26 protein-coding genes and 1 tRNA gene are annotated in these 23891 nt (G+C 66.7%); 12 read left to right on the plus strand and 15 right to left on the minus strand.

Annotated features, from left to right (window positions below; genetic code table 11):
* The first annotated feature begins 29 nt into the window (after positions 1–29).
* Entirely contained in the window at positions 30–956 is a 927-nt protein-coding gene (locus tag G6N46_RS09430) for an alpha/beta hydrolase (RefSeq protein ID WP_138248498.1), read from the plus strand.
* The gene (locus tag G6N46_RS09435) at positions 953–1318 is read left to right on the plus strand and encodes a cupin domain-containing protein (RefSeq protein ID WP_138248497.1); all 366 of its coding nucleotides are present in this window, start codon (positions 953–955) and stop codon (positions 1316–1318) included. Before G6N46_RS09430 ends, G6N46_RS09435 begins: the two co-directional genes overlap by 4 nt.
* Positions 1319–1332: 14 nt before the next feature.
* Here the strand turns inward: G6N46_RS09435 and G6N46_RS29040 are convergent, their stop codons facing one another.
* Positions 1333–2247, minus strand: coding sequence for a hypothetical protein (locus G6N46_RS29040; RefSeq protein ID WP_407665089.1), 915 nt, complete (start codon positions 2245–2247; stop codon positions 1333–1335).
* Between G6N46_RS29040 and G6N46_RS29045 the strand changes: the two genes are divergently transcribed.
* Positions 2225–2956, plus strand: coding sequence for a pentapeptide repeat-containing protein (locus G6N46_RS29045; RefSeq protein WP_226521326.1), 732 nt, complete (start codon positions 2225–2227; stop codon positions 2954–2956). The genes G6N46_RS29040 and G6N46_RS29045 overlap by 23 nt on opposite strands.
* A 320-nt stretch (positions 2957–3276) precedes the next feature.
* Here G6N46_RS29045 and G6N46_RS09450 read toward each other — a convergent pair whose 3' ends face one another.
* A complete protein-coding gene (locus tag G6N46_RS09450; protein ID WP_138248494.1) occupies positions 3277–4779 on the minus strand; it encodes an alpha/beta hydrolase in 1503 nt (500 codons plus the stop codon).
* A 71-nt stretch (positions 4780–4850) separates the two neighbouring features.
* Entirely contained in the window at positions 4851–5111 is a 261-nt protein-coding gene (locus G6N46_RS09455; RefSeq protein ID WP_138248493.1) for a hypothetical protein, read from the minus strand.
* Between the two features lie 500 nt (positions 5112–5611).
* Here G6N46_RS09455 and G6N46_RS09460 point away from each other — a divergent pair, with 500 nt between their 5' ends.
* A complete protein-coding gene (locus G6N46_RS09460) occupies positions 5612–6028 on the plus strand; it encodes a transglycosylase family protein (protein ID WP_138248597.1) in 417 nt (138 codons plus the stop codon).
* Between the two features lie 14 nt (positions 6029–6042).
* Here G6N46_RS09460 and G6N46_RS09465 read toward each other — a convergent pair whose 3' ends face one another.
* From G6N46_RS09465 to G6N46_RS09485, 5 genes are all read right to left on the minus strand, one after another.
* Positions 6043–6186, minus strand: coding sequence for a hypothetical protein (locus tag G6N46_RS09465; protein WP_163692692.1), 144 nt, complete (start codon positions 6184–6186; stop codon positions 6043–6045).
* Positions 6187–6367: 181 nt separating this feature from the next.
* A complete protein-coding gene (locus G6N46_RS09470; protein WP_138248492.1) occupies positions 6368–7354 on the minus strand; it encodes a TIGR03557 family F420-dependent LLM class oxidoreductase in 987 nt (328 codons plus the stop codon).
* Between the two features lie 27 nt (positions 7355–7381).
* Positions 7382–7621 carry a microaggregate-binding protein 1 gene (gene mbp1, locus G6N46_RS09475; RefSeq protein ID WP_138248491.1) on the minus strand — a complete coding sequence of 80 codons (240 nt, stop codon included), beginning with the start codon at positions 7619–7621 and terminating at the stop codon, positions 7382–7384.
* 113 nt (positions 7622–7734) lie between these two features.
* The gene (locus G6N46_RS09480; protein WP_138248490.1) at positions 7735–9054 is read right to left on the minus strand and encodes a Dyp-type peroxidase; all 1320 of its coding nucleotides are present in this window, start codon (positions 9052–9054) and stop codon (positions 7735–7737) included.
* A complete protein-coding gene (locus G6N46_RS09485; protein WP_138248489.1) occupies positions 9054–9614 on the minus strand; it encodes a hypothetical protein in 561 nt (186 codons plus the stop codon). Before G6N46_RS09485 ends, G6N46_RS09480 begins: the two co-directional genes overlap by 1 nt.
* A 241-nt stretch (positions 9615–9855) precedes the next feature.
* On the opposite strand from G6N46_RS09485, the gene G6N46_RS09490 reads away from it, so the two are divergent.
* From G6N46_RS09490 to G6N46_RS09505, 4 genes are all read left to right on the plus strand, one after another.
* Positions 9856–10149, plus strand: a complete 294-nt coding sequence (locus tag G6N46_RS09490; protein ID WP_064860199.1) for a hypothetical protein — start codon at positions 9856–9858, stop codon at positions 10147–10149.
* A 37-nt stretch (positions 10150–10186) separates the two neighbouring features.
* Positions 10187–10531, plus strand: a complete 345-nt coding sequence (locus tag G6N46_RS09495) for a heme-binding protein (RefSeq protein ID WP_138248488.1) — start codon at positions 10187–10189, stop codon at positions 10529–10531.
* 29 nt (positions 10532–10560) lie between these two features.
* Positions 10561–11175: a hypothetical protein gene (locus G6N46_RS09500; protein WP_138248487.1), complete on the plus strand. Its 615-nt coding sequence runs from the start codon at positions 10561–10563 to the stop codon at positions 11173–11175.
* 210 nt (positions 11176–11385) lie between these two features.
* The gene (locus tag G6N46_RS09505) at positions 11386–11709 is read left to right on the plus strand and encodes a CD225/dispanin family protein (RefSeq protein ID WP_138248486.1); all 324 of its coding nucleotides are present in this window, start codon (positions 11386–11388) and stop codon (positions 11707–11709) included.
* Between the two features lie 103 nt (positions 11710–11812).
* Here G6N46_RS09505 and G6N46_RS09510 read toward each other — a convergent pair whose 3' ends face one another.
* Positions 11813–12412, minus strand: coding sequence for a fascin domain-containing protein (locus tag G6N46_RS09510; protein ID WP_138248485.1), 600 nt, complete (start codon positions 12410–12412; stop codon positions 11813–11815).
* Between the two features lie 123 nt (positions 12413–12535).
* Positions 12536–14611, minus strand: coding sequence for an FUSC family protein (locus G6N46_RS09515; protein ID WP_138248484.1), 2076 nt, complete (start codon positions 14609–14611; stop codon positions 12536–12538).
* Between the two features lie 97 nt (positions 14612–14708).
* Here G6N46_RS09515 and G6N46_RS09520 point away from each other — a divergent pair, with 97 nt between their 5' ends.
* On the plus strand, positions 14709–15167 hold the full coding sequence (locus G6N46_RS09520) for a hypothetical protein (RefSeq protein WP_131808816.1): 459 nt from the start codon (positions 14709–14711) through the stop codon (positions 15165–15167).
* 21 nt (positions 15168–15188) lie between these two features.
* Here the strand turns inward: G6N46_RS09520 and G6N46_RS09525 are convergent.
* Positions 15189–15262 (minus strand) — tRNA-Ile (locus G6N46_RS09525).
* An 88-nt stretch (positions 15263–15350) separates the two neighbouring features.
* Between G6N46_RS09525 and G6N46_RS09530 the strand changes: the two genes are divergently transcribed.
* Positions 15351–16592 carry a phytanoyl-CoA dioxygenase family protein gene (locus G6N46_RS09530; RefSeq protein WP_138248483.1) on the plus strand — a complete coding sequence of 414 codons (1242 nt, stop codon included), beginning with the start codon at positions 15351–15353 and terminating at the stop codon, positions 16590–16592.
* A gap of 34 nt (positions 16593–16626) precedes the next feature.
* The gene (locus G6N46_RS09535) at positions 16627–17430 is read left to right on the plus strand and encodes an acyl-CoA thioesterase (protein ID WP_174814037.1); all 804 of its coding nucleotides are present in this window, start codon (positions 16627–16629) and stop codon (positions 17428–17430) included.
* Between the two features lie 135 nt (positions 17431–17565).
* On the opposite strand, the gene G6N46_RS09540 is transcribed toward G6N46_RS09535, so the two are convergent.
* Complete coding sequence (locus G6N46_RS09540) at positions 17566–18972, minus strand: HNH endonuclease signature motif containing protein (RefSeq protein ID WP_064860190.1); 1407 nt, start codon at positions 18970–18972, stop codon at positions 17566–17568.
* 117 nt (positions 18973–19089) lie between these two features.
* Entirely contained in the window at positions 19090–19932 is an 843-nt protein-coding gene (locus G6N46_RS09545) for a carboxymuconolactone decarboxylase family protein (protein WP_064860219.1), read from the minus strand.
* Between the two features lie 14 nt (positions 19933–19946).
* Here G6N46_RS09545 and G6N46_RS09550 point away from each other — a divergent pair, with 14 nt between their 5' ends.
* Positions 19947–20972: a threonine aldolase family protein gene (locus tag G6N46_RS09550; RefSeq protein WP_138248481.1), complete on the plus strand. Its 1026-nt coding sequence runs from the start codon at positions 19947–19949 to the stop codon at positions 20970–20972.
* Here the strand turns inward: G6N46_RS09550 and G6N46_RS09555 are convergent.
* Both G6N46_RS09555 and G6N46_RS09560 read right to left on the minus strand, forming a co-directional pair.
* Positions 20956–22356, minus strand: a complete 1401-nt coding sequence (locus G6N46_RS09555; protein ID WP_138248480.1) for a metallopeptidase TldD-related protein — start codon at positions 22354–22356, stop codon at positions 20956–20958. The two genes, G6N46_RS09550 and G6N46_RS09555, sit on opposite strands and share 17 nt — an antisense overlap.
* On the minus strand, positions 22356–23873 hold the full coding sequence (locus G6N46_RS09560; RefSeq protein WP_138248479.1) for a TldD/PmbA family protein: 1518 nt from the start codon (positions 23871–23873) through the stop codon (positions 22356–22358). The genes G6N46_RS09555 and G6N46_RS09560 overlap by 1 nt, the downstream gene beginning before the upstream one ends.
* Between the last annotated feature and the right edge of the window lie 18 nt (positions 23874–23891).

Below are 23891 nucleotides of genomic sequence, written 5' to 3' on the forward strand. Positions count from 1 at the left end.
CCACCGCATCCGGAGGCCATCGTGGAGGCATGGACCCCGAGCTGCAGCCCTTCCTGTCGCTGTTCCCGAAAGCCGAATTGGACGATCCGGTGGCGGCCCGCCGACGGCTTGCCGAACTGTCCGCCGCCGTGCCGGCGCCCGACACCGCCGGCCTGCGAATCAGCGACCGCCGCGTCCCTGGCCACCCCGACATTCCGGTACGCGTGTACCAGCCCGCGGAGCCCGTCGGCGCCGTCCTGTGGCTACGCGGCGGCGGGTTCGTGATGGGCGATCTCGATACCGAACACCCGTGGGCCGCGCGCATCGCCCAGGCCACGGGCGCCGTCGTGGTGTCCGTCGGCTACCGCTGCGCACCCGAGAACCCTTATCCCGCAGCGCTGGACGACGTGTATCAGGCCCTCACCTGGCTGGCGGCGAATGCGCCGCAGCTCGGCGTCGAGCCGAGCCGTATCGCCGTCGGCGGTCATGCCGCGGGCGCGAACCTCGCCGCCGCGGCCGCGCTGCGCGTACGTGACGAGGGCGGCCCCCGGATCGCCTTTCAACTGCTCAACCAGCCACCACTCGACGATCGCCAGCACAGCTGGTCGGCCCGGACCTTCACCGACACCGTCTTCATGACGCGGAACAAGGTCGCCGCCAGTTGGCGGCACTATCTCGGTGGCCGGCCCGCGTCGGCCTACGCGGCGCCGGCGCGGGCCGAAGATCTGTCCGGGCTACCGCCCACGTACCTCGCCACGGCGGAGTTCGATCCCAATCGCGACGAAGCGCTCGAGTTCGGCATCCGGCTGCTGCAGGCGGGCGTTTCCGTCGAACTGCACCAATGGCCCGGCACGTTCCACGGATCGCAGGTGATCCTCGGTGCCGACGTCTCGAGGCGCCAGCTCGCTGAACTCGGTGGGGCACTGCGCCGCGGCCTCGCCGCGGGGGCGGCGGACCTGCGGGCGGTGTCCGCATGATCGTCGACCTCTTCGCGTCCTTCGTCCACCTCTACGACGACGGCCGCATCGAACCGGCCGAGCGCACGTTCGGCTCCGGGGAGCCGGGATGGCATGTCATGACGTTCCACGCGGAGACCGACGCCCAGGTGCATGCCGACTATTGGGAAATCCACACCGAGGCAGACGAACTCGTCGTCTGCCTCGCCGGTGAGATACGGCTGTACCTACGCGCTGAAGAGAACGGTCCCGGCGTCACGCTGACGACGGGACACGCGATGGTCGTGCCGAGTGGGACGTGGCACCGCATCGCGTTGACACGTCCCAGCGACATCATGTCGATCACGTTCCCCCGCGGCAGCCGGCTCGATCAGTGCGACTGACCGCGGGGGCAACGTCAGACCACCTCGCGGCGCCGGCGCCCGATGTAGACACTCAGGCCGATGGCGCCCAGGCTCAGCACGCCGCAGGTCACCGCGGCGATGGTCAACGCCTTGTTCGGGTTCTCCAGCCCCTTCTGGTCGTTGACCAGTTGCAGGTTGTAGTCGCCGGGCAGTGGCGCCTCACGCGGTTCGTCGAGACCCGGGAACTGCTGCGTCCGGTGCACCTCGAATTGCCGTTCGCCACTGGGGCTCTGGGTCCACTGACCCCAGGCCGGCGTGACGCCGTCGAGCAGCACGCGGCGCTCGCCGTACTGCACGTCGTCACCGGCGTCGACGATGCGCTGCACCCGGAACGGCTGGTAGACCGCGTCCGAATAGCGAACCTGCACAGGCACATTCGCGTAGCTCAGCACCGGCGGAGGCGGCGGGGGCAGCGGCACGCCGACGCCCGGGTAGTAGCCGCCACCGAAGAAGCTGCCGACCGCCACGTTGACGGCCGTGTTGACGGCGTTCACCACGACCGCGGTGAAGCTGTAGGCCGCGAGGTCGGCAACCTCCATGACGATGCGCTGCAGCGGCGGGATGTAGACGATGCGCGGCGCGTTGCGGTAGACGTACACCACCCGCACGGGGTCGCGGTACGGGTTGAACAGCACGGGACGGTAGTAGTCGTCGTACTGCACCCAGTCGGGCCGCCACTGCCGCACCCGGTTGTCCCAGTCCCGGCCCATCGGCCGGTCATCACGACGGTCCCAGTCCGGCCGGTTGTCCCGACGGTCCCAGTCCGCGCGCGTGTCGAACTGGAAGTTGGCGACGTTGACGACCTTGGCGAGGTCGGCGACGTCGTGCACCGGGGCCGGTTCCGGCAGCTTCACGTCGACCGCGGCAGCGGCCTTCGCGGTGGCGATGTCCTCGGCCGGCGCGGTCACCGTCTCGGGCTTGAGCAGCTCGATCGGCCGCACCTCGCGGGACGTCGACGGCGACGCCGACTTCGACGAACCCGCCGTCACCGTGGCCGACGCCGAGGCCGAGGCTTCGGCCCGACCGGGACCGGCCTCGACGCGCTCACCGAACTGCCCTTCCAGACCGGCGACCGGCTTGCCTTCTGCCACAGTGCGATCCGTGGGGGTCGCCGACTTGTCCGGGTCGACGGCGCCGGCCGGTGCCGGGCGCTCGGCGAGCGCGGTGGTCGGTCCCTGTGTTGCCGAGGTGGCGGACGGGGCCGACTTGTCCGGCTCGGCGGCAGCGGTCGACGGCCGTGCCGGAGTGGTCGGGTCGGCCGGGGCTTCCTGCGCCTTGGTGACCTTGGTGGTCGGTGCAGGAGCGTCGGTGTGTGACGGCGGCGCCGCGACGACGGGCGTGTCCGCCGGCGTCGTCGTGGTCACGGGAGCCTGCGGCGTCTTCTCCGGCGCCTTGCTCTCGGGGACCTTGTTGTCGGGCGCCTTGTTCTCGGGCGCCTTGTTCTCCGGAGCGGCGATCACCGGCGCCACTGGGGTGACGGGCGCCGCGGGCGGGTCGGCCGGCGGTTTGGCCTGGACCGCCGGAACGTCGGCAGGAGCGGGCCGGCTCGGCGCCTCGGCCTCTACCGGCTGCTCCCGCTGCTTGCGTCCCCGCTGGCCGCCGCCGTCCTGCCCGTAGCCACCCGACGAACCCGAGCCGTCCTGCGCCGAGGACGAATCCTGCCGCGGCGGCTTGGGCACCAGCGTGGTGGTGCTCGAGCTGTCCGAATCACTGCTCGGTTTGGCGGACACCGGAGCCGCGCCCACGGTGAGAGCGGTCAGTGTCGTCACCACACCGGCGGCGACGGCTCCTACGAGCCGGCTCTGCCGGCGGGCCTGCTGAATATTTTTGTTATCGGTTTTATCGGTTTGAGTACCCATCGCGCATCGACTCCCTGCTGTGTCGCAACGTCTCACCGAGTCCATCTACTTAGACGGGCTCGGCGTTACATTCGACGTCTACTTGGCCGGGATTGTTCCGGCCGCGACCGAAGCGGCCGGGCCGGCGGGCGGTGCTGGGGCAGTCGATCCCGCCGGGAACCCGGTCACCGGCACGCCGGGGGTGCCGATCCGGCCCGCCAACCACGGGAAGCTGGTCTGGAACGCCGTCACCGCGAACGGCCAGTCGTGCTTGCCCGGCTGGGCGACGACGGCGCAGTCGATACCCAGCTGACGCCCCAGGGCGCACAACGCCTTGCCGGCCTCGGTCTGGTCGCCGGGGTTGCCGGCGCCGTCGCGGCCGCCGAGACCGACGGCGTCGGGGCGGGCCTTGGGCCCTTTCCATTGGGTCGGGGCATCCGACGAGATGGCAAACCAGCCCGAGACACCTTGATAAGGACCGTGTTTGGTCATCACCGTCCGGGGATCGAAGGCCGCCCACTGCGCTTCACTGCCGCCGTAGAGCCGGGCGATGGTCTGTTCCTTGGTCCCCGCGTTGGGCCCCATGTCCCCCGCGATGTCGACGAACGTGCCGAACTGCTCGGGATGCATCACCGCGAGGTCCACCGCGCAGGTCCCGCCCATGGACCAGCCGACGACGCCCCAGTTCGCGGGTTTGGCGCTGACACCGATCGTGGACTCCAGGTATGGCGGGATGTCCTTGGTGAGGTGGTCGGCGACGTTGCCGCGCGGGCCGTTGACGCACTCGGTGTCGTTGTTGAACGAACCGCCCGCGTCGACGAAGACGAACACCGGTGCGTTGCCGCCGTGAGCGGCAGCGAAGTTGTCGAAGAGGCTGGCGACGTTGCCGATGCGCAGCCAGTCCGCCGGGGTGTTGAATTCGCCGGCGATCATCATCACGGCGGGCAGCGGCGGGGTGTTGCGCGCGAACCATGCGGGCGGCAGGTAGACGACCTCGGTGCGGTGCTTGAAGCCCGACGCGGTGTCCGGGATGTCCACCTCGACCACCGCGCCGTGTGACGGGACGACACCGGCGGCCTTCATCGAGGTGACGCTGGACATCTCGGTCTCGTCGGTCAGCGGGCCGGCGGTGAGCTCGCCCCACGCGGTCTGGACGGTCGGGAAGTAGCCGACCCAGTCGTTGAGGGCGACGCCGGTGCTGAGCAGGCACAGCGGCACGGCCAGGACTGCGACGACGCGACGCCACCACGCGGCACCGCGCCAGCCGAGCAACAGCACGCCCAGTGCCAGCCCCGACAGGCCCACCCAGATCCACAGGGCTGCCGGTGCCGGATTCCCCGCCAGACCCTGGGATGTCGTTAACCAGTTCGCCCATGCGGCAGCCGCGATGCCGAGGATGGCGCAGAGCGGTAGCCACAGGTAGCGCCACCGCCGGCCTCGCCACCCGATGGCCAGGAGCAGGACGATCGCGGCGATCACCTGGATGGTCACGGGCAGCCATCCGTAGAGCAGAGACAGTCCGTGGTGATTGGGGGCGACAACGGGCGGGAGAGGCGGAGCGGTCGAGCCGCCCGGGGCGTCGGCAAGAAGCGTCGTCGTCACAGAATTCGATGATGGTGGCGCTAGCTGTGCGCCGGCTGTGCTGACCGCATGAGCCTTGTGAGCTTCAGGCGCTAACCGATGCCGATCCCGAAATACAGTTCGGGCACGACGCCCGGATACAGGTCACGCGGGTTGGCGCCACCGGCCTGTCCGGGAATGCCAACGCAGACGTCCTCCTCGACGCCGTCGACGTGCCGGCTCTGGCAGGTGGCCGGCTGATCGGCGGCTGAGGTCGGCGCCGTCAGAAACCCAGCTCCGAGGCAGCCGGACGCCGCGAGCAGCGCGGCGGCCATCCGCCACAGCTGCCCCGCCTTGATCGCAGTGTTCGTCATCGCTCGCCCGGCATTCATCGGCCACACCGAATTTCGGCCTTGGTAGAAGTCTGCGCGCCCGAGAATCCTGACGCCAGAGCCATTCCCGACCGCGCGTTCGCGGCGAATTCACTCCAGTCACACCAGCCACAGCTGTCACATAGGAAACTCTAATGTGTATTTGCAACTCAGATCACTTCAATAACATTTGCATCACTGAGCGCTATTGAATCACTAATAACAAATGAATCACAGGCCCCATCCGTGCCTATAACCACACGGTAAACACTACTCACGTAACAGCTCACTGACCTGCAGCGACACGCTAGATAACAACAGTCAGTGCCGTCTCATCCGCATCAGAAATATGCAGAAACACTAAAATTACTCGAAGAATAACAATTACCCCATTAGCACAGCTGATTATCAGGTTTAACGTCTGTATAGACAGCACCACGCGTCAATTGCGAACCATTTTGCGGCCGGAATCAGTCCGTTCGCGCAACAGGATCGAGGTGGGTATGAGCGGACACCTATTTGTTCGTGCGGTCGCCATATCCGGCGTACTCGCGATCTCCCAACTGTCGTTGTCGATCTCCGAGGCAAACGCCGAACCGAACTGGGATGCCATCGCCCAATGCGAATCGGGTGGCAACTGGTCGGCCAACACCGGCAACGGTTACTACGGCGGGCTGCAATTCAGCCCCGGCACCTGGACCGCCAACGGCGGCACCGGCTCTCCGGCGGCGGCCAGCCGCGGAGAACAGATCCGCGTGGCCCGAAATGTCATGAAGACACAGGGAATTGGCGCATGGCCGGTATGCGGAAGCGCGGCCGGGCAGGCTCAGGCACCGAACGTCTGCCGCACGCTCGTGCAGTTCATCCCGCTGTCGAACCTGCCGTTCCTGTGCCGGACGCTCCTGAGCGTCTTCCGCTGACGGGCCCGGCGGCGCTACCGACTACTGAGCAGGGCGAGTTCCTGCTCGGTGACCAAGCGCTCCATCTCGGCGCGATAGGCCAGGTCGTCAGACGGACGACGGGTGACGGCGGCGGTGAGCTGCGCGACGATGCGTTCCACCTTGCGAGCTGTAGACATTGGACGCTCCCAACCACGAACTGAATGGCCTGACTGCCCTCAAGCCACTCTGATCACACTGGTCTACACGCGTCACATTTCGGCCACGGCTGCATCACATGTCGCACACGTCGGCGCGCCGTGCGCGTGTCTCGCCAAACCCGCGTGAGACCGTGCCGCGCCCTCTCCCCGCGAGCGAGCGTCAGGCGGCGTCGGCACGGAGCGCCGCCAACAGCGCCGGAGCTGCTTCGTCGAAGAAGCTGTCCTGCGAATCTCCGCCGATCTGCACGAGTGCGATATCGGTGAACCCCGCGTCCCGGTAGGCGCTGACGGCCTCGACGACGGCGTCGATGTCGGGGCCACACGGAATCTGGTCTGCCACGTCCTCCGGTCGCACGAATTGCGTCGCGGCATCAAAAGCTTTGGGGTTGGGCAATTCCGCGTTCGTCGGCCAGCCGCCGCCGAACCACCGGAACTGCTCGTGTGCCCGCTCCACGGCCTTGTCGCGATCCCTGTCCCAGCAGATCGGCAATTGCGCCACGGCACGTCCCGTCGTCTCCAGACCCTGTACCCGACGCTCGTGGAGCCACTGGTCGACAATCGGTTTGTCCGGTGCCACGTCGATCATGAAGTCGGCGAAGTCGGCGAGCCTCTGAACCGACTTCTCGCCGGTCATCGAGATGCCGATCGGCACGGGCTCGGCCGGCAGATCCCACAGCCGACCGCCATCGACCTGGAAGTACTCGCCCTTGTGGTTGACGACCCCACCGTCGAGGAGCTGCCGAATGATCTTGGTCGCCTCACACAGCATGTCGAGCCGGCGCTCGTAGCCCGGCCAGCCCTGGCCCACCACATGTTCATTGAGGTTCTCACCGGTGCCCAGCCCGAGCAGGAACCGGCCGTCCGCCAAGATCTGCGCCGTCGCGGCCTGTTGCGCGACGACGGCCGGGTGATAGCGCATCGTCGGGCACGTGACATACGAGCACAGCTCCACCCGGCTGGTCGCGTGCGCGACGGCGCCCAGCACCAGCCAGGCATTCGGCGCGTGGCCCTGCGAGACCAGCCACGGCGAATAGTGGTCGCTGCAGACTTCGAAGTCGAAGCCCAGCTCCTCGGCCCGAACAGCATGTCTGACAAGCTCTTTCGGGCCGCACTGTTCAGTCATCAGGGTGTAGCCGAACGAAGTCATACGGTCGTCTCTCCGGTGTCGCGCCAATTACTGATCCGATTGATTCGCCCGCTCCCGGGCTTCTGCCGCTTTCGCGGCCCCCCGGGCGGATTCCGCCTCGGCTTCTCGCTTCGCGGCGTCGCGCTGTGCTTCACCCTTGTCCTGCTGCGCCTGGCCCTCCCGGAACAGGTCATCGCGCCCGATGCCCGCACCGAGCAACGTCTTCACCTTGCCCTTGATGCCTTCGACGACACCCTTGGCAGCTTCTTCCGGACCGCTCATACCCATGAGCTCCTCTTTCCGGTCGTAATTTCACGACGACCGAACCATCCGGCCGCCATAGGGTGGGTTCCCCGGCGACTGGATGCGAAACATGGGCCCGCGCGGCCCGCAGAGAAGTCTCAGTTCCCCAGCGCGGCCAGGTAGCGGATGCCGCCGATGCCCGGCAGGAAGAAGTACCCGCCGCCCTTCATCGTGGTGAAGGCCGGAAGTCCCTTGTGCACCTTGCGGATCGGCCGCTTGGGGACGGTGAAGTCCAGAGTGCCGTCCTGCGTGCCGCAGATCGGATCATGTTCGTTGCCGAGCTCATGGAACGCCTTGTCGTTGATCCAGACGTTCTGTGCAAACTCGAACTGGCGCACCAGATCCGCACAGATGATGAAGGCCGCGATGCCGCGGTCGACGCCGTCGTCCGGGGCTCCCTCGGGCAGTGCCGGACCGTACGTGGCGCCGCGCCGGATCATCCGGCGACGATTCATGTAGTGCGCGGTGTCGCGGGGATTCAGTCGCCGCGCGTGCGCCCCCAGCGGGCACGCGTAGCCGAACGGATCCTCTTCCTTGTAGTTGAAGTCGTTGTTGCGCATCGGATCCGCACCCAACTCGGGGTCGTCCTGGTCCGGCGCCAGCACCAGTGGGGCGCCGCTGCGCCACCGCCCCATGAATTTCGCGGCCAGCAGCTCTTGGCCTTCCGGGGTATCGGCGTTCTCGCGCAAGTAATCCCGAAACACGCCGACGTGCTCCTCGAGTCTGCGGTAGGCCATGTAGCTGCCGTTGCGCGAAAGCACCTCGGGCTGCGGCAGATCCACCACAGGACCGTTCTCATCGTCGTACCCGAGGATGAACTCCCCGGGCTCCAACGGGTCGCCCGAGCCCGGCGTCGGCTCCTCCCCCGATCCCTTCATCACCGGTTGCGACAGGCGATCCCGGAATCCGAAGTGATCATGGGCGTAGTTGAACGGTGGCGTGGCATTGAGGTCGAGATACGACAGGCTGCGCACACCGTCGGTCCGCGCGAGCAGGTCGTCGTGCGCCGCGATGGATTTCGCGTTCTGTTCGTCGGTGCGGGAGAACAGGATCGCGATGGCGTGCAGGTCGTCGCCCGCCAGTCCGCCCACCCAGTGTTCCGGCGCGGCGGACCCGACGTCGCCCAGAATGCCGGCGCGCGACGCCATGCCTTCCCGGAATGCATCGGGGAAGGTCGCCAACGAATCCGCCGGCACGCCCAGTGCACGCAGGCCATTCCACGTGAACGCCAACGTGACCCAGCGATCGGACTCGTCCATGGTGGCCTTGGCGTCGGTGGCCGATTGCACCTTGTCCTGCATCTCCGACAACCACGCCCGGCCACCTTCCGGGGTGTCGAACGTCAGGAACTCGTAACGCCCGGTGAGAGCAGGGGTCCGGGTCAGCAGGATGTGTTGGATGTCATCGAATTCGAGCATTACTGCATCTGATCGAGCATGTCCGAGAACGCCGCCTTGAGCCGCAACGCCTTCTTGATCTCGTCCGCCGTCACGTACGGGTACTCGCCGTACTCGAGGAAGCTCGGCTGCTGGTGGTCCCGAACGAATTTGATGAAGGCGTCGGTGTTCGTCTGCCAATCCTCCGGGAAGCCTTCGAGGTTGGTGAACACCGTCGTGACACCGGTTGCGCTGAACAGGGCCACCGCGTCCTCGGTGTACTTGTCGAAGTCGGTGTCGAAGATACCCATGTACTGGAAATGCAGACCCGAGCCGACGTCGAACAGATTCCAGCGCAGGTAGTGCAGACGCAACGGCGCCAAGGCCTCCGGACTGGCCTTGATGGTCTCTTCGATGGTCTTGCCGTAGGCCCGAACCGCTTCTTCGCGGCCCTCTTTCACCTTCGCGATGATCGAGAAGCCGTAGCAGGCGGGCGTCCTCGGGAACACCGGGCCATAGCGGCCCCGCACCTCCTCGAAGTAGCCCTCCTTGGGGATCGCCATGGCCGCCGGCTTGGTCCAATCCTGGCTGTTCCCGCTCATATTGACCCCTTCGTCACGCATACTCGACAGGCAGGGACGGTACCACCGTCGCCGCGCCTCGCGCGGCGATTGCGGCACCGTCGCTCAGCGAATCGTGCGAACTGTTAACAGAGCCTAAACACCGCAATAATCGCGCAACCGCTCCTTGAGTGGCAACGCCGAATTATGCTCAGCCGACCTGGGTTCCGCGCACCGGCATCGTGCCGACCACCGCGAGCCAGCCGTTCGAAGGACGAAGACCATGCGACTGAAGCAGCGCTCCCTGAGTTTGGGTCTGGCGCTCACGTTTGTGCCCATCGGCCTCAGTGCGGCAGCGCCGGCCTCGGCCGACTGCACCGGCGCCGGATACGCCACCGTGTGCGCGCAGGGTGACGTTCGCGGCGGCGGCCCCACGCCACCTTCCGCGGCCTACCCGTCGTACTGCGCCGACCCCTGGTATTGCGACGACGGCTGGGGCGTGGACGTCATCGTGCCCCTGCCACCGCGCCCGCCGTTGCGTCCCGGCGGCGGTGGCGGTATCGGTCCGCGTCGCTGATTCCCCTTATTTCAACAACCTTTAGGAGCAACCCCACATGAGAATCCGCAACATCATCGGTGCCGGCCTGATCGCCGGTGCGACGTTCGTCGGCACGGCCACGACCGCCATCGCCGACCCGCCGGACTGCACTGCCGGCGATCTCGCCAATGTGATGTCCGGGGTGAACGCCGCCACCGCGTCGTACCTGTTCACCCACCCGGACGTGAACGCGTTCTTCACGGGCCTCAAGGGCAAGAATCGCGACCAGATGCGCACCGAGATCACCACGTACATGGATGCGAATCCTCAAGTGAAGTCTGAAATCGAAGGTATTCGCCAGCCGGCAGCCGACTTCCGCGCACGCTGCAACGCACCGGTCCCGGATGGTCCGCTGAACTGACGGCTCGGGCCGGAGAGGAGTCGATCTCGATGATCGCTCACACGAGATTGGCCGGTGGCGTGGTTGCGGTCAGCGCTGCGGTGATCATGACGATCACCGGCTGCGGCAAGGATTCCGCGCCGCCCGCCGCATCGAAGTCGGCGACGTCGTCATCCGCCGCCACGTCGACGACCGCCTCCGCTCCGGCCCAGCCCGTCGACTACTCGGCGCTGCTGATCAAGGCGACCGACCTCGTCGCACCCGAAGAATTCATCGCGAGCCCGCCAGTGCCGGACCCGGACGGAAAACCCGGTATAGCCACATCGTTCGGCAACGCGGACCGCACCCACGTCGTCGGCGACACGATCCTGATCCTGCCGGATCCCGCCGCGGCCACCGCGGCACTCGAGGCCGCCAAGGCTGCACTCGGTGGCAGCGTGGTCGGCGGCACGCCCGCACCGATCGAGGTTGGTAGCGGCGGCATTTCGGTGTCGGGCAACTCGCCCGATAACACCAAATCGGTGACCGTCGTCCTGTTCACCGAGGGCCGTGCGTTCGTCACCCTCGAATTCGATGGCCCCAAGGACGCCACCCCGCCGCCCGACTTCGTTCTCGACGTCGGTCAGAAACAGGCTCTGGCCATCAAGAACGGGTTGCACGGCTGACGGTCGTCCACACCTTCCCGTAAACCGCAGTCACCGGCTCACCACGCCCAAGTTGGGATCGGTAGCCGTTTCGGTGCTGTGTCCTTGCTCTGTAGGCGTCCCAAACGGATTCCAATCGGTGCGCCGTAGCGTCCCGTGGCGGTCACCGCTGACCGCGTCCGACCGACGGGCAACCTACCGAGTAGTGACCGGAAACAACGAAAGGCTGCAATGACTGAGATACCTCCGGGAAATTACCCTCCGCCGCCGGCCGGCGGCCTTCCGCCCGCGGGTGCACCGCCCAACAACAACCTGGTGCTGGGCATCCTCGTCACGATCTTCTGCTGCCTGCCGTTCGGCATCGTGTCGATCGTCAAGGCGACTCAGGTCTCGGGGCTGTGGGCCCAGGGCCAGTTCCAAGCCGCTCAGACAGCCGCGGACGAGGCCAAGAAGTGGGCGACGTGGGGTGCGATTGCCGGCGCCGTGGTGCTCGTGATCTACCTGGTGTTCACGTTCGTAATCGGTGCAGCGTCCTACGGGGGCGCGTTCACCTGATGCGACTCGGCGGTGGGCCACGACACTCATACGAGTGCCGGCAGCCCACCGCCGAGCAAATCCACTGAAAGCATTGGGCAACAACGGATTACCGAGCAGGCGCTCAGCCTGCGCAGTGGATGTGGAACTGCTCCCAGCCGTTGGCCACCGTTGCATCGGAATGGATGGTGTCGGTGGTCCGTCCGCCTCCGCCCACGGCCGTGAGGAAGTGTCCGTCGATGGTGCCGATCGAATACACGGTCTGGCTGCCCCGAGCCGACGGAAGCTTGGTGATGGTGAACTTCTCCCAACCCTGCAACTGCGTGGCGTCGGAGTGGATGACGTCGGTGGTCCGTCCGCCACCGCCCACGGCCGTGAGGTAGTGCCCGTCGAAAGCACGGATACCGTAATGCGCTCCGTCACCGGCGTCGACGAGCGTGAAGGTCTCCCATGACCCGACCCGCACCGCGTCCGTGTGGATTACGTCGAACGGTGGTTGGCCGAGTCCCGTCAACCCCCCGCTGTTGACTGCCGTCACATAGTGCCCATTGGCGGTCTTGAATGTGCAGTTGGTCTTCGTCGGGGTGGCCGCCGAGGCCACACCGGACAGGCTCACGGCCATGACGGCCATCGCCGAAACACCGGCGGCGGCGAGTAGTCGCCTGTTCTTGCGCAGCGACGTCGGTTTCGGCGCGGACTGCTGGGGGTCGATATCGGCAACCATGAAATGCTCCTTCGGTGTGATCGGAGTCCTGGTTGGACCCCTGACACAGGTAGGAGCACCGAGTCCCGAAAGAGGGGACACTTTTTTCACGAACTGCACCTGGGGCCTGCAGTCCGCCGAGCATCACATCCGAACAGTCACCTCTGTCAGCGCGCGGTCGATGACATTGAGGGCCCGGACCGATGCCCGCACCGGGCCTGGTCGCATCTCGGGTAGACCGACATCGAAAAGAGCTGTATCACTGCGCCTCTCAGACGTATTCGGGTCGTCACCCGCGACCAGCTTCCGAATGCCGGCCACCGCGGCACCGGCGCGCGCCGCCGCCTGGTGGAGGGCCTCGTCGGCACCGTCGGGGACCTGCACACCTTGTGCCGCGGTGACCCCGGCGCGAGCCAGCGCATGCGCCGAACGGTTGGCCACCTGTAGTCCGCGCATCAGGCGCCGGACCCCATGTCGGAGTTCCGAAAGTGGACCCATCTGAAGCGGTTTACCCGCCGTGACGGCTTCCTTCAGTGCGTTGTCCATACGGCGGGTGTCGGCAACCAGATCACCAGCGTCTCCGGCGGTGCGTACCGCCGTTACCGCGGTGTCGATCACCCGCTCCATCTGGTCGAGGTAATCGGTGACCTTCGCGGCGAACGTGGCGCGGGTCTTGGTGGAGAAGACGAAATACGCGGACGCGATACCCACCACGCTGCCCACGGCGGTTTCCGCGATGCGCACCTCGAGCACCTGGGCACTGAAATTGCCCAGGAGCCCGTACAACATCGCCAGCAGCACCGTCACAAAGAACGTCAACCAGAAGTAGGCGACTGTCGCCAGGTAGAACGCGAAGAACACACAGACCACCAGGACGACGATCTGCAGCGCCGGGTTCCGCCCGATCTCCGCGGCAAGCAGCACGCCCGCCACCACCCCGGCGATGGTGCCGACGACGCGATGCCCGGCGCGCGAAAGGATTTCGCCACGCGTCGAGACACCGGTGAACACCAGGAACGCCGTCAACACCGCCCAATACCCGCGGTCAGGTGAGATGAGATTGCCCAAAATCGTTGCGGCGCTGGTCGCCACCGCGACCTGAATCGCGGCTTTGGTGCTGGGATTCAGGCCTGATGGCGCGTCCTGGTCGTCGTCGTCACCGTCAGCCCTGGCAGCGGCCGCGGCGATATCGTCGTCGCTGATGCCGCGGGCGTTGGTGGTGATGTGGTGAATCGCCAAGTGTGCCTGCATCGCCCGGTACGCCGTGACCGTCGCGACGCCCGCCGAGGTCGACAGGTCAGCCTTGTCGGCGGCTGCCGCGCCCATCCGTCGGGCCTGCCGCAGCTGTTCGTCGGTGGGGTTGTTGTCCAGGCAGATTCGCAGCGCCGCGACCGCGTCGACCAGACCCTCGGGCCACGGCTCGTCCTGGTCCAGCCACCACAGGAACGATGCTGCCTGTTCCAGCATGATCTGCGCTTCGAACACCCGCAGCGCCAGATCCTTGCTGGTGACACTCAGTGACTTCGCGGCCTCGTGACGGTCCAGCCAGTCGTCGATGAGCAGCGCCGTCTCACCCAGCTGGTCGAGTTCGTGCCGCGCGACGTCGACGCTGACCTGACCGCGGCGGGTCGCGACGTCCAGCGTCGAGAGCGACGCGGCGCGTAGTGCCGACAGCAGGCGACGCGCCTCGACACGTGGCCGTTCCGGAAACAACAGCACGTGCACCAACAGCGACGACACGATCCCCACGGCCACCGCGACCGCCAGCACCGGAATCTGATGTACCGGGGTTCGCAGGAACATCACGAAGAAGTACGAGATGAACGCGACCATCCCGAGGGCGTTTCCGCGCGGTCCGTACCGCCGCACCCACACCGCGGCGAACAACACAGCGATGAAGCCGACGTCGACGATCTTGCCGTGCGGCGCCAGGACTGCGGCCAGGGCCATGGCGCCGATCGCCGGGAAGAACAGCAGCAGCGTGGTGATGTTGCGGCTGCGCTGATCGCGATCCTTGACGGCGGCTGACGCCTGCATCGCGACCACCGCACCGAGCATCGCGACAGTTACCGGCTGCCCGGCCGCACGGGTGAACGCCAACATCGCACAGATCGCCAGCAGCAGCGAGAACGTGGTCGCAGCCGCACTGCGCAGCCGGATGCGGCCGGGGTCGGCAGCGTTGAGGACACTTGCTCTCCGCACCGCTGCCACTACCTGCACAGGTCAATTCTGCGGCATCAGCCTGTGTGGCATGTCCAGGTCGGTGGACGTCGCGTTTCTGGCTTCGCAGCGTTGCCAACGGGCGTAAGTTACCGTCGTGGCGCGTCGCAAAGGTGGGCTGACCAGCAGGTTGATCAGCGCTGCCATCGCATCGCGGCTAAGCCGCGATGCGGAAGGCGGGATGACCCTGCCGAACGTGCGGCTGTGGCTCGGCGGCGAACGTAATCAGCCACTGGGCGATTCGGTCGTCCTCCAAGTGCGCTCCGCCGGCCTGCCCTGCGACGTGATCGCCACCGGCGAGATCGACGTTCCGCGCCGCATGCGCCAGTCCCGCACGTTGCATCTGCGCCCCGCCATGCTCAATCTGCCGCCGTTGCGCAAAGCCACTCTCGCCGTGGAGATTCCTCCCGTCGCCCAACGCAAAGCCGCTCGCGCGCTGAAGCGAGGCGAGCCCGTCATGGCCGTGATCGAGGTCGAAGCGACCGACAGTCGAGGCAGTTCGGCACAGGTCAAAAGGCGGATATCGCTGAGCCCGCCGCAGCGGGGACTTGAGTAGGGACTTGAGTAGGGACTTGAGTAGGGCGGGCGGGGCTCGAACCCGCGACCAAGGGATTATGAGTCCCCGGCTCTAACCAACTGAGCTACCGCCCCATCGCGAAGATCGCGGCCACCATGGTCGCATGTCGCCGCAGGAAGGCGTTCCACGGGCTGATAATCGACGTCGGACGGAAGGGACACCATGGCGACCGACGAGGTGGGCACCGGTCTGCCGTGGGTCGATGCCATCGCGGCGTCGTTTCCGCACCATTCGTTCGACGAGTTCCACACCCACGAACTGGCCGCCCTCAACGCGCGGCACGGCGCCCTCGTCGTCGATGACCTCGCCGGGGCGGCGCCGATCGCGTTCCGGCTCCCCGATGGCACGGCCTACACCTGGCGCGCAACGCCGACAGGCGTGGACGTCACCAATGGTGACGCCGCGGCCACCCTGGTACAGCTCGACGAGACGACGTTCTCGGCGTTCCTGAACCGACTGCTGTCGGCGTCCGGCGCCGTCTGCACCGAGCGGGCGCGGCTGATGCGCGGCACATTGCAGGACTGGCAGCGCTGGGAACCCGCCATCCAGACGCTGCTGACCGGCACCCCGATCTATACCCGCGCAGTGCGCGGCACTCTCATCGACCGCAGCGGCCGGCCGCTCGATCTGCACCAGACCTTCACCCCCGACGACGACATGGAAGACCTGCGCCAGTTCTTCAGCGTCGCCGGCTATCTGCACATCCGGGGCGTTTACAGCCCCGACGAGATCGCCACATGGGGCGCGGAAGTCGAGAAAGTCCGAGCCATGACCACTCCCGGTGACCCGTTCTCGTGGTGGTCACTGAACTCCGGCGGGACCGAAATCGTCACCCGGATCAACTATCTGGGCCGCTACTCCGAAGTCCTACAGTCGCTGTGTACCGAACCGCGCACCACCGCGTTCGCGCGGCTAGCGGGGCCCGAACTGAGGGTCTGCGACGACAGGCTCGACGGCCCAATGGTTTTCATCAAGAACTCCGACGTGGTCAAGGGCGACGGCGACCTAGGCTGGCACGTCGATGACGGTATCGGCGGGCACCCCGTCATGTGTCCGCTCATCCAAGCGGGCATCCAACTCGATCGCGCCAACGCGGCCAACGGTCAGTTGATGGTGCTGGCCGGGTCGCACCGCTATACGAAGCACTGGCTCCAGTGGGGTCAGGAGGGCGATCTGCCCGTCGTCAAGCTCGACACCGAACCCGGCGATCTCACATTGCATTACGGCGACATCATGCACAGCACTCCCCCGCCGACCGCACCCAATGCCGGGCGCCGCGTCCTGTACTACAAGTTCGCCGAAGAGAAGACCTTCGAGTGGGTTCCGGCTGGATGCCACTACAACGACGCCCTGTTCCGCGCCGACGCGACGGGCAAGGTATCCAGTCGCGCAGCGACTCACTGAGGGCGCCCGCCGGGCGCCAGGCATCATGTTGAGCGTGACCGGCTCTCATTCGTTCGACAAAGCCCTGGAACTGCAACCCGTCGATGACACGCGCATGCGCGGCCGCACGCAGCCGGACTGGGCGAACATGGTCGGCCCGTTCGGCGGGATCACCGCCGCGGCGCTGTTGCACGCCGTCGAGCTGCGGCCCGACCGCATCGGCGAACCGCTGGCGCTCACGGTCAACTTCGCGGCACCCATCGCCGACGGTGAGTTCGACATCGCACTCAAGGCCGCGCGGACCAACCGCACCAACCAGCACTGGATCGCCGAACTCAGCCAGGACGGCGACACCAAGACCACGGCCACCATGGTTTTCGGCATCCGCCGCGACACCTGGTCGGACGACGAGTCCCGCATGCCGAATGTGACTGGACCCGACGGGCTCGAAATCAGTGGCCCGCCCCTACCGTGGGTCGGCCAATATGACACGCGATACGTCGAAAATCCTTTCCCGGGCGAGGATTCCGGCCCCAGCGAGTCATCGAGAACGACGCTGTGGGTGAGGGACACGAACCAGCGTGGCCTCGACTTCGCCGCCCTGGCTGCGATGTCCGACATCTTCTATCCCCGGGTCTTCCTGCGGCGCGGCGGGTTCTTTCCGGCCGGGACCATCTCACTGACCACCTACTTCCATGCCAACGGGCAGGAGCTCGAAAACATCGGCGGCGATTACGTGTTGGGCAGCGCCCACGCGAATCGCTTCTCGGACGGATACTTCGACCAGAGCGCGCACGTGTGGTCCCGAGGTGGCGCGCTGCTCGCCAGCACCCACCAGATCGTCTACTTCAAAGGCTGAAACCCTGAGCTCACGGGCGGAACGCACGGAGTCCTCTGAAGCTGAGGGCGCTCGTAGCGTGTCATCAACGGCGCTTCAGCAGCGGCGCATGCGCTACCGCCGTCGCGACGTGGATAGCCGTGGCGGAACGCCGGATTAGCTTGCCGCACTGTCACTTTCGTCGCCGTCATCATCCCCGCGCTCTGTGGGGTACAGCGTCGGGTGGTGGTACTGGTTGGTTCGTGGTTGGCCGACATCTAAGAGGGGTGGTGGGGTCCAGTGGGTGCGGCCGTCGGGGCCCATGGTGGTGGTCCAGCCGCCGGTGTCGGCGAGGCGGTTGTCGGGTCCGCAGGCCAGGGTGAGGTTGGTGATGTCGGTGGGGCCGTCATCACGCCAGTTGGTGTTGACGTGATGGGCCTGGGAGCGGGATGCGGGGGCGGTGCAGTTGGGTTTGGTGCAGCCCAAGTCCCGGGCGAACAACGCCAGCCGCTGCGCGGTGCTGGCGGTGCGCGCGGCCCGACCCAGATACAGGGGCTGGCCGGTGTGGTCATCAAACACCGCGAGGTAGTTGTCCGAACCCTGCGCGGCCATCCGGATGAGGTCTTTGACCGGCAGCTTCGTGCCGGTGTGCGTCACAGCGACCCCGGCACGTTTTTCCAGGTCGGTGACGGTGCAGGTGGCGACCACCGAGACCGGGAGCCCGTTGTGCTCACCCAACATCCCCGACGTCAGGGCCATACGGGCAACCCACATCTGCGCATCATGCTGACGCTGCGCCAGAGTGCGGGTGTCATTGGCGATCTGCTCGGCCGTCGGCGTCCCCGAATAGCAGGGCGTCTCATCAGCCGGGTTGCACATCCCGGGCGCGGCGTACTTGTCGTAGATCGCATCCCAATACGCCCGAGCCTCGGGGGTCAAGGTCCCTACGACGTCCGAGGTGCCGTCGGATCGTTGCTTACCGTGGGCGATGCCCCGTTTGCGGTCACGTTCGGTGTCATCGGGTTCGGGACCGTCCTGATCCAGCCGGTACAACAAATCCGCGGCCGCACGCCGAAGTTCTTCGGGTGTCTTGTACCGGGCGGCGGCGACCAGGTCACGTTCGCACTGGGCGAGGGTGACCGGATCGACCCACAACGGAACCTTCGCGAAGAACGCCGCGATTTCCGCGACATGCTCGATATTGATCGCGCCTTCGGCCAAGGCGGCGGCCACCAGTTCCCACACCGGGCCCAACGCCTCCCCGGTGATCGCCGACCGCGGACCCAGATGGTCACAGTCCCGCACCCTCCGACGGGCCTCCTCGCGGCTGATGCGGAGCCGGATATGCAACACCTCAGGCCAGTTTTTGGCGCCGATGTCTTTAGCGGTGGCCTGAGTTTGGGCGGCGGCCAGAATCTGGTGATCGACCGCCTCGGCCGCGCACTTCAGGGTTTCGCGGCGCGACTGCAACCCCAACAACACTGCGATCGGCAGCCCGCTGTAATCCAGAGACGCGAGCCGAGCCGCCGCGGCTTCGTAGACGGCGTAGGCCTCCTCGACAGCGGCCGGATCGACGAATCCCATACATCGAACACTAGTTCGAAGGACCGACAAGTGGCCGTGCTAAGTGGGGCGCTAGTTATCTACCGTGACCAGCGCAAACAAAGTGACCAAAGTTTTTCAGACGCCCGCGGAGAACCGCTAAGAGAACACCGGCTGCCCATCGACTCCGAGCAGATAGCGCTCGGTGCCCTCGCTGACCCGCGGCGCATCGCCGCCCAGCGCGACGGCAATCTTGTTGATGCCGTTGCGCATCACGTCGAGCGTGATCTCGGTGGCCTCGGCGTCGGAGAAGTGCGCCCGCACCCCCGCGGCAGCGTCGGCGGGTATCCGCGACGGCGTCCACACCAGCGCGTCGACGTAGCGCAACGCGGCCTTCTGGCGCTCGTCGAGCAGCTCGGACGATTCGTACAGCTCGATTTCCGAATACAGCGACTCATTGCCGCCGGCATCGAGCGCCGTGCCCTCGCGCAGTGACTTGCACAGCCGGCAGTTGTGCGCGGCCGCGCCCCGTAGCCGCACGACCTCGGTCATGACCGGGTCCAGCTCCCGTCGCGCCCCGACCGAGCTTGCGAAGCGGTTCAGCAGCAGATCAACCGGATCGGTGGCGTGGTCCCAACCGTCGGGATCGGCGACCGGAGGCAGGCCCAACGCCGCGAACCCGGCCCGCACGCGCGGTACGAAATCGGCGATGAACATCAGGGCCACGATGCGAAAGCTCTTGCTGCCCAGCGCGGTAGTGAGCTGTTCCCGCTGAGCCTCAGAGATCACCGACACGTCGGTGCTGAACTGCTCGGCGAACTCGGCCACCAGCGGCTCAGTGTCGGACACGGGCCCGTACACCTCTTCATAGGGCAACGGCGCAAGGCTCAGGGTCTCGGCACACGTCTGCCGCATCGCCGCGTTGAGCCGCCGATCAGCCGGTGGCGACAACGCGATCAGGGCAGTCAGTAGATCCTCCACACTTCGGATTATTGCCGCGATGAGACCATCGACGCATGGCTTCGACCGTCTCGGCCGCATTCGCCTCCGACAACGCTGCTGGTGCCCACCCACGCGTCATCGAGGCGATCGTCAGGGCCAACCAGGGCAGCGTGAGTTCGTACGGCGCCGACCCCAGCACCGAACGAGCGGCTCGAAAGCTCAGAGAGACCTTTGCGGCTCCCGACGCCGACGTGCTGTTCGCACTGACCGGCACCGCCGCCAACATCATCGCGCTGGCTTCGGCAGTGCGGCCCTGGCAGGAGATCCTGTGCAGCGATATCGCGCACTCCTTGCTAGACGAAGCTGGTGGGCCCGTGCGGCTCTCCGGCGCGCAGCTGACACCCCTACCCAGCGATGACGGCCTGATCGCGCCGCGCGACCTGGATCGACACATCGCGCGCCGTGGCGAGGTGCACCACTCGCAGCCGCGCATCGTCACCATCACCCAGTCGACTGAGAACGGCCGCGTGTGGTCGCCCGCCGCGCTGACCGAGTTCATCGACTACGCCCACCAGCACGAGCTGTTGGTCCACGTGGATGGCTCGCGCATCGCCAATGCCATTGCCGCCCTTGATGTCCCGCCACGAGAGGCAGTCGGCGACGCCGACATCGTCACCGTCGGCGGTACCAAGAACGGCATGCTGTTCGGTGACGCGGTGCTGATCCGCCGGCCCGAACATTTCCAGGGAATTCGCTTCGTACAGAAGCAGATCGGACACCTCGCCAGCAAGCACCGCTTCATCTCGGCGCAGTTCGAGGCCATGTTGCAGGACGATCTCTGGCTCCAGACCGCGGCTCACGCCAACCGCATGGCCGCGACATTGAGTGCCGGGTTCGCGGAGGCGGGACTGCAACTGGCCGCGCCGACCGAGGCCAACGAGGTGTTCGCCATCCTCGACGCGACGACCACCGCCCGCGTGCGGGAACACTTCGCGGTCCACGCACCGGACCCGATGCGACCAGTGGTCCGGTTCGTCTGCTCGTGGGCCACCACCGACGACGACGTCGCGGCGGTCCTGAAAGTTATTGCGCCTGACTGACGGACGACATGTGGAAGTCGGGAATCCGCAGCGACGGCATCTGGGCGCGGGTAGCCCAGTCGCCCCATTCCCGGGGCAGTGTGGTCTCACTGATGCCGGCCTCGGTGGCGCGCCGCAGCAGGTCCAACGGGCTCTCGTTGAACCGGAAGTTGTTGACCGCGGCCGTCACCTCCCCGTCCTCGATGAGGTAGACGCCGTCGCGCGTCAGACCGGTCAGCAGCAGCACCGTCGGATCGACCTCGCGCATGTACCACAGGGTGGTCAGCAGCAGGCCGCGTTCGGTACCGGCAATCATGTCGGACAGACTTGCGGTGCCACCGGTCATCAGAAGATTGTCGGCAGGCACGGCCACCGGTGCATCGAATTCCGCTGCGGCAGAGCGTGGATAGGCGAGCGCGTTGACGGCGCCGTCGCGAATCCAGTCGACACGTCCGATGTCCAGTCCGTTGTCGAACACCGACACCCGCTCCGACGAACTCGACGTCGCCACGAACGGCAGGCAATCCAGCCCGGGCGCAACGGGATCCGAGTACAGCGTCAGCCCCAGGTCGGTGAGCTTCTCCCCCACCCGGGTGCCGCCCGGCGCCGACAGCGCGGTGCGGCCCTCCTGCGCGCCGCGGCCGTCCATGCTCCAGCCGAGGTAGATCATCATGTCCGCGACGGTTGACGGCGGCATCAGCGTCTCGTAGCGGCCGGCGGGCAACTCGACGGCCCGGGACGCCCAGCCGAGACGCAGGCACAGGTCGTCGAGCATGGAATCGACTGGTACATCGACGAAATCGGCGGTGCTGACGCCCGCCCAGGCGCTGGCGCCATCGCGTTTGGCGTTGATCTCCACCGAGCCGGTCGGTTGAGTGAACCGTCGCCGGATACCGCCCGACGTGGCCAGATAGGTGGTGTCGAGTTCGTGACGGGCGAACCCGTACAGCGCGTCGCTGCGATGAAAGCCGTCGACGAGGCGCGCGGCCACATTGCCGAACACCGAGGCACCCGTCAGCGGTGACGGCGCCTCCCAATCGTCCGAAATCGAGAGCCCGGTCAGTGCCGGTGCGCTGTCCCGCGCCTCAGGCGCCGCCTGCGCCGCGTCCTGCGACGCCGCCACCAGGCCGGCGATGGTCGACGGATCGACCTCGCTGGACTTCACCACGCCAACCCGGGCTTTGTCCCCTTGGCGGACAATCGAAATGACGGTGGTCTCGCGGCTCACCGACTCGCCGTTGGTGGTCATGGTGTTGCGGGCCCAGCGCAGAGACGCGGTGGACCTGTCGGTCACCAGGACGATGGTCTCGTCGGCGCGCCCCCGACGGGCCGCCTCGGCCAGCACCAGATCGACAACCTGCGGTGCAGCGGGGCGCGCGTAGCGACCGGGAGAATTATTCAGCATCAACGCCCCGATTCAGTTCGCGTGTTGAGCACATTGATTCCGCGGAACAGCGCGGACGGGCAGCCGTGGCTGACGGCGGCCACCTGGCCGGGCTGGGCCTTGCCACAGTTGAACGCGCCGCCGAGACGCCACGTCGACTCTCCGCCAACGGCTTCCATCGATCCCCAGAAGTCGGTGGTCGTGGCCTGGTAGGCGACGTCGCGCACCTGGCCGTCCAACTTGCCGTCGCGAATCTTGAAGAACCGCTGACCGGTGAACTGGAAGTTGTACCGCTGCATGTCGATTGACCACGACTTGTCGCCGACGATGTAGATGCCGTTCTCGACCCGGCTGATCAAATCGTCGGTGCTCAGATCGTCGGTACCGGGTTGCAGCGAGACGTTGGCCATCCGCTGGATCGGTACGTGATGCGGTGAGTCCGCATACGAGCAACCGTTGGACCGCGCGACACCCAGTTTCGGCGCGAACACCCGATCCAGTTGGTACCCCACGAATACGCCGTCGCGCACCAGGTCCCAGCTCTGCGCGCGGACGCCTTCGTCGTCGAATCCGATGGTGGCCAAACCGTGTTCGACGGTGCGATCGGCGGTGACGTTCATGATCGGCGACCCGTACTGCATGGTGCCCAGCTTGTCCGGGGTGGCGAATGACGTGCCGGCGTAGGCCGCTTCATAGCCGATGGCCCGGTCGTATTCGGTGGCGTGGCCGATGGATTCGTGGATGGTCAGCCACAGGTTGGTGGGGTCGATCACCAGGTCGGTGGGACCGGCCGTCACGCTGGGCGCCTTGACCTTCTCCGCCAACAGCGTCGGCAGCTCGGCCAATTCGGTTGTCCAGTCCCAGACCTCGTCACCGGCGACGGTCTCCCAGCCACGCGCGGTCGGCGGCGCGAGCGTCCGCATCGTTTCGAACGCACCCGCCGCGGCATCGACGGCGACGGCCTCGAGCGTCGGCTGCACCCGCACCCGCTGTTGGGTGATCGACGAACCGAACGCATCGGCGTAGAACACCTGCTCCTTGACGGCCTGCAGACCCGCCGATACATGGTCCACCCCGTCGGCTGCGAGCAACCGGCCCGAATACTCGCCCAGCAGCGCGATCTTGTCGGCAGCGGTGACCTCAAACGGGTCGATGCGGTACGGCGACACCCATGACACGTCGGCGTAGACCGGCTCCGGAGCCAGCTCGATGCGCTCGGCATTGAGCGGCGCCAGCGCCACGGCGACCTGCACGGCCCGCCGCGCGGTCTCGGAGGCGACCTCGGGGTTCAGCTCGGCGTGCGATGCGAAACCCCAGGTGCCGTCCACGATCACCCGGACCGCCAGCCCGATCTCCCGGGTGACCACCGACGATTCCAGCTCGCCGTCGCGCAGCTGAATGTGTTCGGTGGTGATCCGGTGAATCCGGAGGTCGGCGTAGCTCGCACCGGCAGCCAGCGCGGCCGACACCGCGGCATCGGCCAGCAAATGGCGCGGCAAGGCCAGGAAGTCGGCGTCAACCCGTCGCAGCGCAGTCACGGCTACACCGTAGTAGCA

The organism is Mycolicibacterium phocaicum (assembly GCF_010731115.1).
Taxonomy (GTDB): Bacteria; Actinomycetota; Actinomycetes; order Mycobacteriales; family Mycobacteriaceae; genus Mycobacterium; species Mycobacterium phocaicum.

Excerpts from the sequence above, each read along its gene's own strand:
- G6N46_RS09430 (WP_138248498.1), top strand. The coding sequence starts at position 30 with ATGGACCCCGAGCTGCAGCCCTTCCTGTCGCTGTTCCCGAAAGCCGAA.
- G6N46_RS09435 (WP_138248497.1), top strand. The coding sequence starts at position 953 with ATGATCGTCGACCTCTTCGCGTCCTTCGTCCACCTCTACGACGACGGC.
- G6N46_RS29045 (WP_226521326.1), top strand. The coding sequence starts at position 2,225 with ATGTCCTCGGCCGGCGCGGTCACCGTCTCGGGCTTGAGCAGCTCGATC.
- G6N46_RS09455 (WP_138248493.1), bottom strand. The coding sequence starts at position 5,111 with ATGACGAACACTGCGATCAAGGCGGGGCAGCTGTGGCGGATGGCCGCC.
- G6N46_RS09460 (WP_138248597.1), top strand. The coding sequence starts at position 5,612 with ATGAGCGGACACCTATTTGTTCGTGCGGTCGCCATATCCGGCGTACTC.
- G6N46_RS09465 (WP_163692692.1), bottom strand. The coding sequence starts at position 6,186 with ATGTCTACAGCTCGCAAGGTGGAACGCATCGTCGCGCAGCTCACCGCC.
- G6N46_RS09470 (WP_138248492.1), bottom strand. The coding sequence starts at position 7,354 with ATGACTTCGTTCGGCTACACCCTGATGACTGAACAGTGCGGCCCGAAA.
- mbp1 (WP_138248491.1), bottom strand. The coding sequence starts at position 7,621 with ATGGGTATGAGCGGTCCGGAAGAAGCTGCCAAGGGTGTCGTCGAAGGC.
- G6N46_RS09480 (WP_138248490.1), bottom strand. The coding sequence starts at position 9,054 with ATGCTCGAATTCGATGACATCCAACACATCCTGCTGACCCGGACCCCT.
- G6N46_RS09485 (WP_138248489.1), bottom strand. The coding sequence starts at position 9,614 with ATGAGCGGGAACAGCCAGGATTGGACCAAGCCGGCGGCCATGGCGATC.
- G6N46_RS09490 (WP_064860199.1), top strand. The coding sequence starts at position 9,856 with ATGCGACTGAAGCAGCGCTCCCTGAGTTTGGGTCTGGCGCTCACGTTT.
- G6N46_RS09495 (WP_138248488.1), top strand. The coding sequence starts at position 10,187 with ATGAGAATCCGCAACATCATCGGTGCCGGCCTGATCGCCGGTGCGACG.
- G6N46_RS09500 (WP_138248487.1), top strand. The coding sequence starts at position 10,561 with ATGATCGCTCACACGAGATTGGCCGGTGGCGTGGTTGCGGTCAGCGCT.
- G6N46_RS09505 (WP_138248486.1), top strand. The coding sequence starts at position 11,386 with ATGACTGAGATACCTCCGGGAAATTACCCTCCGCCGCCGGCCGGCGGC.
- G6N46_RS09510 (WP_138248485.1), bottom strand. The coding sequence starts at position 12,412 with ATGGTTGCCGATATCGACCCCCAGCAGTCCGCGCCGAAACCGACGTCG.
- G6N46_RS09530 (WP_138248483.1), top strand. The coding sequence starts at position 15,351 with ATGGCGACCGACGAGGTGGGCACCGGTCTGCCGTGGGTCGATGCCATC.
- G6N46_RS09540 (WP_064860190.1), bottom strand. The coding sequence starts at position 18,972 with ATGGGATTCGTCGATCCGGCCGCTGTCGAGGAGGCCTACGCCGTCTAC.
- G6N46_RS09550 (WP_138248481.1), top strand. The coding sequence starts at position 19,947 with ATGGCTTCGACCGTCTCGGCCGCATTCGCCTCCGACAACGCTGCTGGT.
- G6N46_RS09555 (WP_138248480.1), bottom strand. The coding sequence starts at position 22,356 with ATGCTGAATAATTCTCCCGGTCGCTACGCGCGCCCCGCTGCACCGCAG.